Origin of the sequence: Vibrio sp. THAF64, assembly GCF_009363455.1 — a bacterium.
Classification (GTDB): Bacteria; Pseudomonadota; Gammaproteobacteria; order Enterobacterales; family Vibrionaceae; genus Vibrio; species Vibrio coralliilyticus.
In genome coordinates this window covers 1408535-1421529 of the sequence record NZ_CP045356.1, presented here as the reverse complement: position 1 = coordinate 1421529, position 12995 = coordinate 1408535, and the positions used below count along the sequence as shown (strand labels likewise).

Genomic DNA, 12995 nt, shown 5'->3' with positions numbered 1-12995 from the left:
AGTGCTTAATCAGTAATGTCGCTTGTTAGTAGCTTGCTGTGTTGATACGACTTGCAATTAACTTAGTGATCATGTTGATAACGAGAACAACGACAATCAGCACGGTTGCTGTACCATAAGCTTGGTTCCACTCTTCAATAGTGAACAGCTCAGTAGTCAGCTTATAAAGGTGAACGGTCAACGTACGACCTGAATCGAGAAGCGAGTCAGGAATACGTGCCACCATGCCCGCTGTCAGGAATACAGGAGCTGATTCACCAATTACACGACCAATACTTAGAATGACCGAGGTTAAGATACCTGGCATTGCACTAGGCAATATCAAACGCCAGATAGTGTAGATTTTTGAAGCGCCTAAGCCATATGAACCTTCACGATATGTCTGAGGTACAGCCATCAGCGCTTCTTCCGTTGTACGGATGATAACAGGCAGAATCAGAATACTCAGTGTTAGCGCACCCGATAAAATCGAGAAACCAAGACCAAGAATTGCCACGAAGAAAGTCATACCGAATAGACCGAAGATGATTGACGGAATACCCGCCAATGACTCGGTACAGAATCGAATCACTTTCACCAAACGGCTACCCACTTTGGCATATTCAGTCAAATAAATTGCCGTCATGATGCCCAGTGGCGCCGCAACCGCAATCGATGCGATTACCATGTAAACCGTCGCTACAATCATTGGAAAGATACCGTGTTCTTCGCCAGTACGAGTGTAGTTGTCCGTAATGAAGTTCCAGTCTACGTGCTGTAAACCGTTCGACAAAATGTACCAGATAATCCAGAACAAAAAGCCAACCGTCAGCGCAGCGGCAGCCCAGATAAAGCCGTTAAAGATGTTGTCTTTAAACTGGCGTGCTTTTTTAAGTTTTGCGCGATCCATAATAGTCACCTTTAACCCGCTTTACTTCGCTTTCTCGCGATTCAAATAAAGCAATGCTGCGTTAAGCATCATGATAAACACCAGTAGAACAACACCTGTTGCGTAGAGTGCATTGGCGTGAACACCGCTTGCGTAAGACATTTCAATGGCGATGTTAGCGGTTAGGGTACGAGCCGAGTCTAGTATGCCTTGTGGCATCGCAGGGGCATTACCCATTACCATGATGATTGCCATCGTCTCACCCAGAGCTCGACCGATACCGAGAATAACACCCGTCATAATGCCGGAACGTGCTGCTGGAACGAGCAACTTAAAGATGGTAAAGATTTTGGATGCGCCAAGAGCTAAAGAGCCCTCTTTGTAAGTACGAGGTACCGCGCGAATTGAGGTTTCTGAAACCGTAATAACGGTCGGAAGAATCATCACACCCAGTACAATGATACCCGCTAGAATCGTGTTACCTGCCGGAACATCAAAGACGTTCTGAATCAAAGGAACAATGATTACCAGTCCAAAGAAACCATAAACCACTGATGGAATACCTGCTAACAACTCAACGGCTGGACGAATAACATCCGCTAAGCGCTTCGGTGCGATTTCAGCAATAAAAATCGCCGTCAGAACACCAACAGGAACGCCAACAATAACCGCACCAAACGTCGACACGATTGAAGCAACAATCATTGTTGCAACGCCGTATAGTGCTGGCGGCAACCAGTCCTGACCAAGCACGATGCCAGTCACACCGGCTTCTTGGAAGGCTGGAATAGATTCTTTAACGATGAAATAGGCGATAACCGCCAGAGACACAATGCCAATTACAGCACTGGTAAGGAATAAGCCATGGAAAATGCGCTCTTTCCAGTCCACACGCTTTTGAGCACGTAAACCAGGCTTAGAAACTTGAGTCGCTTCAGTATTCATAAGCTTGTCACTATTTGTTGCGATGGTCATAAAATTCTTACCGTTCTCACGAATTATGTTCGCTTGAAGTCAAGAAAAGGCTCAGCCCAAAGTGGGCTGAGCAATTAAGAAGTCTTACTAAAAAATTAGTTAACTGAGATGTAGCCTTTGCTGTCTACTAGAGATTGAGCTTCGGTAGAAACCATCCAGTCTAGGAATTTCTGAGTTTCAGCAGAAGGTTGGCCGTCTTTGTAAAGAACAAGGAATGGACGAGCAACTTTGTAAGAACCGTTCTTCACATTGTCTACATTAGCTTCAACACCATCGATAGGTAGTGCGTTTACTGAGTTATCAACAGTACCTAGAGAGATGTAGCCAATTGCGTATGGGTTAGATGCAACCATAGTTTTTAGAGCACCATTACCGTTTGCAACTTGAGCACGCTGAGAGATAGCTGACACTTTTTTACCAGAGATTTTCTTCTTCAGCTTCATGATGTCTTCGAAAGCACCGCGGGTACCTGAAGCTGTGTCACGAGTGATTGCTACGATTGGCTTATCAGCACCACCAACTTCTTTCCAGTTAGTGATGTCGCCTTTGTAGATAGCTGTTACTTGTTCAGCTGTCAGTGCTTTTAGGTCGTTCTTAGGGTTAACAACTACTGCAATACCATCTAATGCAACAGTTAGCTCTTTAAGAGCTGGCTCTTTTTCAGAGTCTTTCAGGTTACGAGAAGACATACCTAGGTCAGCAGAACCGTTTTTCGCTGCTTTAACACCAGCAGATGAACCTGGGCCCTGAACTTCGATAAATACGTTCGAGTTAGTCTTCATGTATGTTTCAGAGAAAACTTCCATCAGTGGAGTTACGCTGCTAGAGCCCACTGCAGAGATAGTTTCTTTAGCAGAAACTGAAGTCACTGCCATTGCGCCTAGAAGTGCGATTGCACCGATAACTGTCTTTTTCATCACAATTTCCTTAGTTGGCATTATTGCCGTTGTATTTCACTTGAACGGTGCTCACTTTAGGACTCAAATGTGACAGTTGTGTTTCACTTCGTTGAAGCCTGTATGACAGATGAGATTTGCTAGGAATTTTTGATGGGGAATTACTGACAGGTCAAACAATGGTGTAACAAGCTGTAAGATTCGACTATCGAAATACGACAATAGAGCAATAACCCTATGACTTAAAAAGAAAATGATTTTCGAATTTATTAAGGATAATTTTATAAAATCATCATTTTCCAGATTGAATTATATCTGAGACAAATTAGAATCATTCCTCCTAATTATAAAAATAACAACATACAACTCACTAACAATATAGAAGAGGACAATTCATGCGCCAATTACTTAGTGGGCTTTCCATTAAGCTCCAGGTAGTGGTTCCTGTCATATTCACATTGCTACTACTAGTGGTCGGGATAAGTTACAGCACAACCAGTCTTAAAAATGCTTTCAATCAAGTTACCGTCTCAACAGAAAACCTCGTTAATCATAAAGATGAACTGACTCAGATCATCGATAACACTTATGGCATGCGAATCAAAGCCATCTACAGCCTTTTTCGCGCTGAAGATGTAAAGCAGCTGGCGACACATTTGCAAAGCAAACAGCAGGCAAACCGTCAGTTACTCCAGTCTCTCAGTACAGTAGAAGGCTTGGAGCAAGAAATTGCTGATATGAACACCGCTATCGACCATTACGTGAACTACTCCATCAATGTGATGATCCCTTTGCTCAAGGTGCGCCACGGCAGCGACAACCCACCAGCAGGGTTTGAGGCAAAATATGATCGCGCGGCAGGCGACTATCGCACTGCAGGCAACCAAATGGTTCAGGCAATCGATAGGCTATCGAAAAAGCTCAACACATTGGCGCTTGATGAAGTGCATGCTAACGAGGCCATCCACTCCAATGTGATGAACAGCGGTATTGTCGGTCTTTTATTGGTTCTGTCTGCAGCGCTAGCCATCAGCTGGATGCTGGCGGGTATCATAGTGACACCGATTAAGAAATTACAGCAAGCAATGAAAGAGCTCGCACAGGGCAACTTGTTGGTTTCCGTAAAAGAAGAAGGCAACAATGAAATCTCAGCCCTATCTCGCGATTTCAATAGCACAGTGGGACAGCTACAGAATACGGTCGACTCACTGGTTCGAATCAGTGTTGATGTTGCATCCGCTTCCACTGAATTAGCAGCAGTCATGACTCAGTCAAGCACCAACTCTGATCAAGAGAAAAATGAAGTCGAGCAAGTCGCCTCCGCGATTAATCAAATGGAAAGCACCGCCACGGAAGTCACTCAGAATGCTAACAGCGCAGATTCCGCTTCCATTAATGCGGATAAACTGGCGCGAGAAAGCTTAGAAACATTTGAACAAAATACCCGCGCCAGTGAAAAGATGGCTCAGCATCTTTCTCAAGCCGCTGGGGTGGTTAACTCGTTAAAAGAGCAGTCGGAGCAAATTGGCAAGGTCATTGAAGTGATAGAAAGCATATCAGAGCAAACCAACTTACTCGCACTGAATGCCGCGATTGAAGCGGCTCGCGCAGGGGAAAGCGGGCGTGGTTTTGCCGTTGTTGCAGATGAAGTAAGAATGCTTGCAGCTCGAACTCAGGAGTCGACAAAAGAGATTCAGGTGATCATTGAAGATCTTCAGCGCCAGTCTGGTGTTGCAAATGACAGCATGAACTCAAGCCTTGAAATGATCGAACAAAACCAAACTCAAGCGGCCAAAGTGAGTGAGGCACTCGGTCACATCAGTGCATCAATTTCAGAATTGACTAGCATCAACGCTCAGGTCGCCGTCGCGTCTGAGGAACAAGGCCAAGTCACATCCGACGTCAATAACAACCTAAGTAACATCTATGAACTGGTGAGCCAAAACGTAACTGGGATTACCCAAGCCGCTGCAGCCAGTCATGAGTTGTCTACTCTGGCTGAAAAACAAAAACAGCAGCTAGGCTTTTTTAAAGTTTAGAATAACAAGCGCCGACCCAAGGGTCGGCGTTTTTACCTCACTAAATACCACTAGCAAAGTAAAAAAGGCCAGCATTCGCTGACCTAATTAAAATCATAAAGTGATTATGGCTGTTGCTTAGTTGGCGCTAGCGCAATCTCACGAATACACACGTTTTGAGGTTGGCTGTAAGCAAACTCGACCGCACGAGCTACATCATCTGCTGCCAATACACCACCCATGTCCACTTTCCAGTCGTCGTAGCCATCTTTGATTTCCTGAGAAGTCGTGTGAGACAACAGTTCAGTCTCTACCGCACCCGGAGCAATCGTTGTTACACGTACGTTTGACGCAGCCACTTCTTCACGTACATTTTCAGAGATGGCGTGAACGGCAAATTTAGTACCGCAGTATGCTGCATGATTAGGGAAGGTTTTCTTACCCGCGATAGAGCTGACATTGATAATCGTGCCGCTGTTTCGCTCCATCATAGGTGCCAATACAGATTGCATACCGTTCAGTAGACCAAGTACGTTGACATCAAACATGCGTTTCCATTCAGTCGCGTCTTGAGTATCAATCTGACCTAACAACATAACGCCAGCGTTGTTTACTAGGCCATCAACCGGGCCAAATTGCGCCTCTGCTTTTGCAATCGCTGCTTCAAATGAGGCTTTGTCTGTCACATCCACTTTTTCACATAAAGTGTTTGGCAGATCTAGTGCTTCAAGACGCTCAACACGACGAGCAAGCAGAAGCAGAGGATGACCTTCGTTGCTTAGACGACGAGCAATTGCTTCACCAATACCAGAACTTGCACCTGTGATTACGATTAGTTTTTTCATCTTTATTTCCTCTGTAGTTGTTCAGTAGCAGCTCTGTTTCGCTGCGATGGAGGTATATTACGTAAATCGTTTTTGTTGATATATATCACTCCAGTTGAAACACTGTTGCTGTAGTGCAACAATAAACAGAATTAGATTCGATTGGATATCTACTGTGCTCAACCAGATTAATCTCGCTGACATCCGCTCTTTTGTCCTCATCGCACAATTGGGGAACTTTACTAAAGCTGCAGAAGCGCTGGATGTGTCGCGCTCTCACGTATCACGCCAGATAAGCAGCCTTGAAAATCAAATGGGCGTGACATTACTGATCCGAACCACCCGCACGCTCAAGCTCACTGAAGCAGGGAAAGCCTTTTACCAGCAATGTGAGAAAGCGCTGCATAATATTGATCAGGCGTTATTGGCTGCAGTGGATGACGTAGAAAAGGTACAAGGCGAAATAAAGATCAATTGCGTGGGCGGCTATCTCGGGGAGGAGCTGATCGCTCAAATTGCGACGGAGTTTATGCATGTACACCCCGATGTCAGCATCAATCTAGATTTCAGCAGCCATCGGGTGGATTTGATTGAAGATGACTTCGATATTGCCTTTCGCATGGGCAAACTTGAAGACTCAGGATTCGTCGCCCGAAAGCTGCTTGATATCAAAATGGGCACTCTAGCCAGCCCTGGCTACCTAAAACGATATGGTCAACCTAATCACCCTAAAGAGCTCACTCAGCATCATTGCTTAACTGGCTCAGTCAAAAGGTGGAGCTTTGAAAATACAGCGGATGCGCAACACTACGATGTGTTAGTCAATGGCCACATGCAGTGCAAAAATGGCCGTGTGTTGGTAAAAGGCGCACTCAATGGCAACGGCATCATACGTGTGCCGATGATTTACTGTGAAGAAGAATTAGCACGGGGAGAGCTGGTCGAAGTATTTGATCACTGGGGGATTCCGAGCGTCGATTTTTCGGCCATCTATCATAGAGATCGTTTTCAGCCTAAGCGGCTACGAGAATTCATCAGCTTTGTGAAGCACTACTTCAATACTCGCTTAGCGGATAAATAGTCGTCCTAAGACTTTTTCAGCCAAATTTCTGAAGCGCAAAAGAATCCGGCTTCTTGGCAGCCAAGCTGGGGAGCTCAAAACGGTTTTTGCTTTAGAGAAAGTCTGAAAACCTTCGAAGCCATGATAGTGACCAATACCAGACTCCCCTATCCCGCCAAACGGTGCATCTTCAGCCGCCACATGTAACAGAGTATCGTTAATCGCAACACCGCCACTGTGGGTCTGCTCGATGATTTGTCTCTGCAAAATGCGATCTGTCGACATCAGATACAAAGCCAGCGGTCTTGGTTTAACGTTAATGTAATTGAGCGCCTCATTCAGATGACGATAGCCAATCACGGGTAGCAGTGGGCCGAATATCTCTTCCTGCATCACCTGCATATTTTCTGTAACCCCCGTAATCAAATGCGGCAGCATCTGACGCCCATCCAACATCACGTCCTCAATGGTGTAAATGCCGGCACCATGGTCTTTTGCGTCCGCTAACATCGCGTGAAGGCGGTCATACTGCCGTTCGTTGATGATGTGGGTTACCGTTGGCGCTTTATCGCCCTCTATATACAGTGCCTTATAACGTTTCAGATACAGGTTGATGAATAACAGCTCTTTTCCTTGAGGCAGCAGAACATAGTCTGGTGCAACACAAATTTGTCCGGCATTAACCGACTTGCCAAGTAACACTGCATCAACCGCTGCGCGAAGATCAATGTCATTATCAATCACGACTGGCGACTTACCGCCGAGCTCCAATGTCACAGGGGTAAGGTTCTTCGCCGCAGCCTGAGCGACGAGCTTCCCTACTGGCGTCGACCCCGTAAAGATAAGGTGATCAAAGGGGAGCTGAGAAAAATAGCTGGCAATCTCAGCTTCGCCCTCAATGGGGTAAATGTGTCGGTCTAAGCAAGATAAGATCTGGCTGAGTACCTGATTGGTATGATGGGTATGCTCACTCAACTTAACCATGACTCGGTTTCCCGCCGCAATCGCCGTCACGATAGGTGCAATGCTCAGCACGATTGGAAAGTTCCAAGGGACAATAACTCCGACCACACCTAGCGGTTGATACTCGACTGTGATTGACGAAGGAGACAGCAACAAGCCCGCTTTACGTCGACTTGGTTTCATCCACTTTTTCAGGTGCTTGATGGTGTAATTGATGTGAGAGACCGCGGGTAGGATGTCGCAAATCATGCTGTCGAAACGGCTGCGCGCACCATAGTCCTTTTGCAGAGCCTCAACCAACTCTTCCTTGTGTTCAAGTAACGCTTGCTTGAGGATCTTTAGCCTTTTCATCCGAACGTTGTAGCCAGAAAATGGCTCACTCAAATAAAAAGCTCGGACTTCAGCATAGAGATGAAGTAACTCTTGCTGCGTTCTGATGTGTTCTTTTTGCCAACGATTAAGATCTACGACGCCTTCCATGTACCATCATTGCCTGATTGGTTATTCTTTGCTCATAAGTATAGTAGCCAGATTCGACAGCAATGTCTTGGCTAGCACGCTCCTAACGTGCATAAGATAAAGGCGACATAAATGCCGCCTTCTGTTAATTACTGCAATTGGGTCATCACAGATTGAAAATGCTCAAGCCCTGTGGCTCCGACAATTCTCTGCTGAGCGATTTCAGCACCTTTGGTATCAAAGAAAAATACCGCCGGTGGACCAAACACATTACGCTCTGCCAGCCACGCCATCTGCTCAGGGGTACTCTCTGTGACATCAAACTTAATCGTATTCCAGTCAGCAAACTGCTTTTGTACAGATTCATGGCCAAACACTTCATTCTCAATGACCTTACACGAGACACACCAGTCGGCATAAAGGTCAATCAGTACCGGTTTACCCTGCTGCTTCGCTAGTGCTAATTGTTGGTCCAAGACTTCAACAGAGCTGACTTTCTCAAATGGTAAAACCGCGACTGGTTGGTCTGATGTAGTCTGTGCAACATTAAGTGGTTTAAGAGGATCGTTTGAGCCGGTCAACATGCCGACAAATAAGATCAACCCGTAGAACAGAGACATAAATGCTGCCAGTTTACGGGTTCTCGCCCAACCTGGTTGTGCTGAATCCAGCGCACCAAAATGAATGCCGCCTCCAATGGCAAGCACCGCCCATAAGAGCATCGTCAACCAATCTGGAATAAAACGGCTCAACAACACAATCGCGACCGCCAGCAACAAAACACCGAACAGTTGCTTCACAGCAATCATCCAAGGGCCGCTTTTGGGGAGCAATTTACCGCCACTCATGCCAATCAGAATCAGTGGCACACCCATACCTAATGCCATCACAAACAGGGTTACGCCACCCAATACCCAATCTTGCGTGGTGGAAACATAGAGTAACGCCCCAGCCAATGGCGCACTCACACAAGGTGAAACCACTAACGCAGACACAGCGCCCATCACAAATACGCTTGCCACTTTGCCGCCGCCTAGTTTGTCTGAGCTTGCATTTAGTTTCTGTTGAATGGATGCAGGCAATTGCAGCTCGTAAAAGCCAAACATCGCTAAAGCAAGCAAGACAAACACCACCGCAAATATCGATAGCAACCAAGGTTGCTGCATCGCCGCTTGCAGGTTAACACCTTTAGCCAGCGTCGTGACTAAGATCCCCGTTAGCGCATAACTGGAAGCCATACCCAACACATAGGACGTTGACAAAACTAGACCTTTTCGGCCTGTCATTTTTGCGTCACCACCAATGATGCTCGACAAAATAGGCACCATGGGCAACACACAAGGTGTCAGTGACAGCCCTAAACCAAGTAGGAAAAAGATGAGGAGAGCCTGAGTTTTGGACGCGCTGCCTAAGAGCTCAGACAGGCCCGCCGTGTCTTCCGCCAAACCGCCAACTTTATCCCAAATAGAGGAGCTGCTGTCATTCAGTGTATTGGCGGGCAAGTCGAGTTTGATCGTCTGAGGTAAGTAACACAGACCTTTTTCTGAGCAACCTTGATAACGAACCTTTAGTTGACCTTCGCCACCATAAGGTACCAGCACGGTTACTGGCTTATCGAAAACGACGACTTCGCCAAAGTACTTGTCTTGTTTCTGTTTGCCCGGTGAAGAAAATTGAGGGTCAGTCAACTCAACGCCGCTATCTGCTGAAAACTTAAATCGGCCTTTATAGAGATAATATTCAGGCTGAGTCGCGAAATGGATCTGCACACCTTGTTCACTGACCGACCATTGATAAGGAAATGCCTCTTCGACAGGCAAAAAGTCAGGATCCTGCGCGAACGTAAAGGCAGAGATAAACAGTAATAATGGCAGGATGAAAATTCTGATCACGCTACAAACTCCGTGTCTTGATGAATAGCTAATTGATCGTCAATAAATACAACACCGACTTGTTCAGGGACTGGTAAAGTCGGCTCTAATGTCAATGCCGTACTGAGGGCGCCGGCTTCCAGTGTCGTTGGAGCTAAGACGCTGACAGAGAGCACTTGAGGATGTGTTCCACGTTGCGACAATATGTGTGAGCTTTCCTCATCACCAAATTGGAAGCTTCGCTCGTAATGAGCTGAGGTCGTCAATGCGGCATTAGCCAGTGGCAATGAGAAAAATGGCTCATGCTTATTCTTCGGATTGAGCACCGCCACATTGAAAGGTGCACCGTCTGGCTTAGTGCCAAGCGCTCGAATGTCTCCACCAAAATTCACCAGCGCAGAAGAAACACCAAATTTCTCTGCGATCATCACCGCCTGATCGACCGCAAACTCTTTAATCACTCCACCCAAGTCAAATTGAGTCTCTGCGTGGGGGATAGAGAGCGTTTTATCTGATAGAGACCAAGCATCAACGCCCATAAACGCCTTAGCACCTTCATAAGCCGCACTTCTGTCCAATTGAGGCGTGCTGGCCATCATTGACTTCACAGTACCGACCGTAGGGTCAAAAACACCTTTCGTGCCATCAACCAAACGCTTCAAAACTTCAAATACAGCGTAGCTTTCATCATCCAAGGCCACAGATGATGACTGACGTTGATTCACTTGCTGATTGAGCCAAGATTGAGAATCATAAAAGTTAAATTTCTGCTCTAATCTCAGAGTATTAGACTCAATTAAAGCCACGATATCTGCGGCTTTCTCTGAGTGATACAACTGAACTTCACAAGGAACCGTCATCGCCTGAAATCGGTGAACAAACGGCGGATTAAAACTCATAGGTTGCCCCTACTGCCCACCACTGAGCTTCAAAACCATTGGACTGCTCGTAATAAGCGCCAAGCAGATTGAAACGCAGTTTCTTATGCACTTTAAAGCTTGCGCCTAATTCATAGGCATTGGCCGTAAAATCACCAAGACGTAAATCAGAGGTCGCATAACCCGATGAAGCAAACGTAGGATCACTGCCATTAGGATCACGGTAGAAATCGGCGGCGCTTTGGGTGTACCAGAAATAACCCGGAGCTAACGTTAGCCAACTGTTGACCGTCCAAGAAAGCTTGCCGCCAAGCTGATGAGAGGCTACGCCCCAGTCGTCCTGGAACCATTTGTAACGAGGGCGAACCACTAGAGTTTCGGACATTGACCAGAACGCCTGAATATTCACGCCACCTGACAAACGAGTATCCGGGCGTGAATCCTGACCAAGAAAGACCTCGTCAGTACCAATCGAGCCATCGCCATCAATATCCACCTCACGCAACACCGTCAGATAGTGATTGCTAAGATAGCCAGAACGATAACCCGCATAGCCGGTGAAGACCATGTAGTAATTTGGCGAGAAGGTTTGTGAAAGCCCTGCCTCAACATTCCCTGTAAAGATGTCTTCCCAAGATTGTGGATTGGTCGAGGTTTGATATTTGCCAAACGTCATCGTTTCATCAAACAGGGTAGAAAACCCTAAACTGTATGAGCGGTTTTTCTGTGCGTCGGCGTAAATTAGCCCTTTACCATTTAAGCCAATACTGCGGTAATCCTCTTCTTTGGAAAAGTTAGCGCCGAAAGTCCACTCGTTACGCAGCTCGTCTCGGTAAGTCGCGCTGCCATTGATCGATTTACGGGTATCTTCCAGCTCATATTTCTGAATTTTGTAGCCACTGCTGTGGGGATCGTAGCCAGCGCGGATCACCTGATCCGTCATATTTTGAGCTTGTTGAGTTTTCGTCGCACGGTTTACCGCATCCGCTGCACTGCCAATTGGAGTTGTTGGCCCCCAAGATGGTGACGCACCAGAAACCGTGTCGTAGCCCAATTCAAGATTGATGGTCCAATCAAGACCAAAACTCTTTTCGATAGAAACAACGCTGTCGCCTGCTTCCACTTTATCGTCATACTCTTCGTAATTTAGGTAGTGAACAGAGATATGGTCTTCTGCTAGCGCACTATTCGCCACTGCCGCTGCGCTCAGCAGCGTTAAAGGTAGTTTTTTCATTCTGATTTATTTTTAGTATTTAGTTACAACCACAGCCGCCGCCACCGACGCCACTGCCACCCACTGAACCTTGCTTGTATGAGAAGACCTTCTCCGAAAATAAGTCGAACTCAGGCACCGGCCCTCCGGGTTTCATCTCTTTCTTAGCCAGCGTGCCTTTTTCCCACGGCTTAACGGGTTCGATACCCAATGCTTCGTCGACAAAAGCGAGTGCTGACTTTTCATTTGCGACGGCTTTTGGCTTATTCAGCGTTAAATCCTTAGCCTGAGGTTTGACTAATTCAACGTTGCGACGAGCACCGATTTCAGAACTGCCACTGGTGTAGACCTGACCAGAAATCACCTCTTCTTCAATGCTGGAAGCACTGACAGATGTTTCCGTAGCATGGGAAGTTTTTTTCCCTAACTGACTTAAATCCACTTTGGGTGCAGCAACGCTCAGCGCCGGAAAGCAGAGAGCAAACACAAGAACGACTGGCTTCATAGCTGCACTCCCATATCGGCCAGATCAGTGAGAATAACGTTACGGATATCGTTGATGGCGCCAAACCGAACTTTGAGTACTTGGCCCTGATAGATGTAGTAGAGCGCTGGCATACCAATCGGCTTGAACTCGGCGATCAACTGTTGCTTTGGATCGTTGACGACAGGAAAGGTCAAACCTAACGATTTTTGAAACTCAAGGCCAACTTCGACCTCCTCATCGACATCCACACCGACAACCGTCACGCCTGTCCCTTCTAGTTCACGGTAAAGCTGATTAACCAAAGGCAGTTCATGGCGACATGAAACACACCACTCCGCAAAGAAATCCACTATCGTTAACTGGCTTTGATCCAGCTTGAGCCCCGTTGACGCTGAATCTGTAATTGTGTCTCCTTCTTTAAACGCAGATGCAGAGAAAGAGGCGCATAAGGCGAATAGCACAACCAATTGTTTAATCATTATT

12 protein-coding genes are annotated in these 12995 nt (G+C 46.5%); 2 read left to right on the top strand and 10 right to left on the bottom strand.

What is annotated here, in order from left to right:
• Positions 1 to 25 precede the first annotated feature (25 nt).
• The 3 genes from pstA to FIU99_RS22890 form a co-directional block, all read right to left on the bottom strand.
• Complete coding sequence (gene pstA / locus FIU99_RS22900) at positions 26 to 889, bottom strand: phosphate ABC transporter permease PstA (protein WP_006961586.1); 864 nt, start codon at positions 887 to 889, stop codon at positions 26 to 28.
• Positions 890 to 910: 21 nt separating this feature from the next.
• Positions 911 to 1843, bottom strand: a complete 933-nt coding sequence (gene pstC / locus FIU99_RS22895) for a phosphate ABC transporter permease subunit PstC (protein WP_006961587.1) — start codon at positions 1841 to 1843, stop codon at positions 911 to 913.
• 95 nt (positions 1844 to 1938) lie between these two features.
• Positions 1939 to 2760, bottom strand: coding sequence for a phosphate ABC transporter substrate-binding protein (locus FIU99_RS22890; protein ID WP_006961588.1), 822 nt, complete (start codon positions 2758 to 2760; stop codon positions 1939 to 1941).
• A gap of 374 nt (positions 2761 to 3134) precedes the next feature.
• Between FIU99_RS22890 and FIU99_RS22885 the strand changes: the two genes are divergently transcribed.
• A complete protein-coding gene (locus FIU99_RS22885; RefSeq protein WP_039952180.1) occupies positions 3135 to 4778 on the top strand; it encodes a methyl-accepting chemotaxis protein in 1644 nt (547 codons plus the stop codon).
• A 104-nt stretch (positions 4779 to 4882) separates the two neighbouring features.
• Here the strand turns inward: FIU99_RS22885 and FIU99_RS22880 are convergent, their stop codons facing one another.
• Positions 4883 to 5602: an SDR family oxidoreductase gene (locus FIU99_RS22880; protein ID WP_006961590.1), complete on the bottom strand. Its 720-nt coding sequence runs from the start codon at positions 5600 to 5602 to the stop codon at positions 4883 to 4885.
• Positions 5603 to 5756: 154 nt separating this feature from the next.
• Between FIU99_RS22880 and FIU99_RS22875 the strand changes: the two genes are divergently transcribed.
• A complete protein-coding gene (locus FIU99_RS22875; RefSeq protein ID WP_152472563.1) occupies positions 5757 to 6662 on the top strand; it encodes a LysR family transcriptional regulator in 906 nt (301 codons plus the stop codon).
• On the opposite strand, the gene FIU99_RS22870 is transcribed toward FIU99_RS22875, so the two are convergent.
• The 6 genes from FIU99_RS22870 to FIU99_RS22845 all read right to left on the bottom strand — a co-directional run bounded on the left by FIU99_RS22870 (position 6648) and on the right by FIU99_RS22845 (position 12991).
• A complete protein-coding gene (locus FIU99_RS22870) occupies positions 6648 to 8084 on the bottom strand; it encodes a coniferyl aldehyde dehydrogenase (RefSeq protein ID WP_152472562.1) in 1437 nt (478 codons plus the stop codon). The genes FIU99_RS22875 and FIU99_RS22870 overlap by 15 nt on opposite strands.
• Positions 8085 to 8212: 128 nt before the next feature.
• Positions 8213 to 9952 (bottom strand): protein-disulfide reductase DsbD, encoded by a 1740-nt coding sequence (gene dsbD, locus FIU99_RS22865; RefSeq protein WP_253899457.1) that lies wholly within the window; start codon positions 9950 to 9952, stop codon positions 8213 to 8215.
• Positions 9952 to 10833 carry an FAD:protein FMN transferase gene (locus FIU99_RS22860; RefSeq protein WP_006961594.1) on the bottom strand — a complete coding sequence of 294 codons (882 nt, stop codon included), beginning with the start codon at positions 10831 to 10833 and terminating at the stop codon, positions 9952 to 9954. Before FIU99_RS22860 ends, dsbD begins: the two co-directional genes overlap by 1 nt.
• Positions 10823 to 12046 carry a DUF3570 domain-containing protein gene (locus FIU99_RS22855; protein WP_006961595.1) on the bottom strand — a complete coding sequence of 408 codons (1224 nt, stop codon included), beginning with the start codon at positions 12044 to 12046 and terminating at the stop codon, positions 10823 to 10825. The genes FIU99_RS22860 and FIU99_RS22855 overlap by 11 nt, the downstream gene beginning before the upstream one ends.
• Positions 12047 to 12065: 19 nt before the next feature.
• The gene (locus FIU99_RS22850) at positions 12066 to 12530 is read right to left on the bottom strand and encodes a DUF4266 domain-containing protein (protein WP_006961596.1); all 465 of its coding nucleotides are present in this window, start codon (positions 12528 to 12530) and stop codon (positions 12066 to 12068) included.
• On the bottom strand, positions 12527 to 12991 hold the full coding sequence (locus FIU99_RS22845; protein ID WP_006961597.1) for a TlpA disulfide reductase family protein: 465 nt from the start codon (positions 12989 to 12991) through the stop codon (positions 12527 to 12529). Before FIU99_RS22845 ends, FIU99_RS22850 begins: the two co-directional genes overlap by 4 nt.
• Between the last annotated feature and the right edge of the window lie 4 nt (positions 12992 to 12995).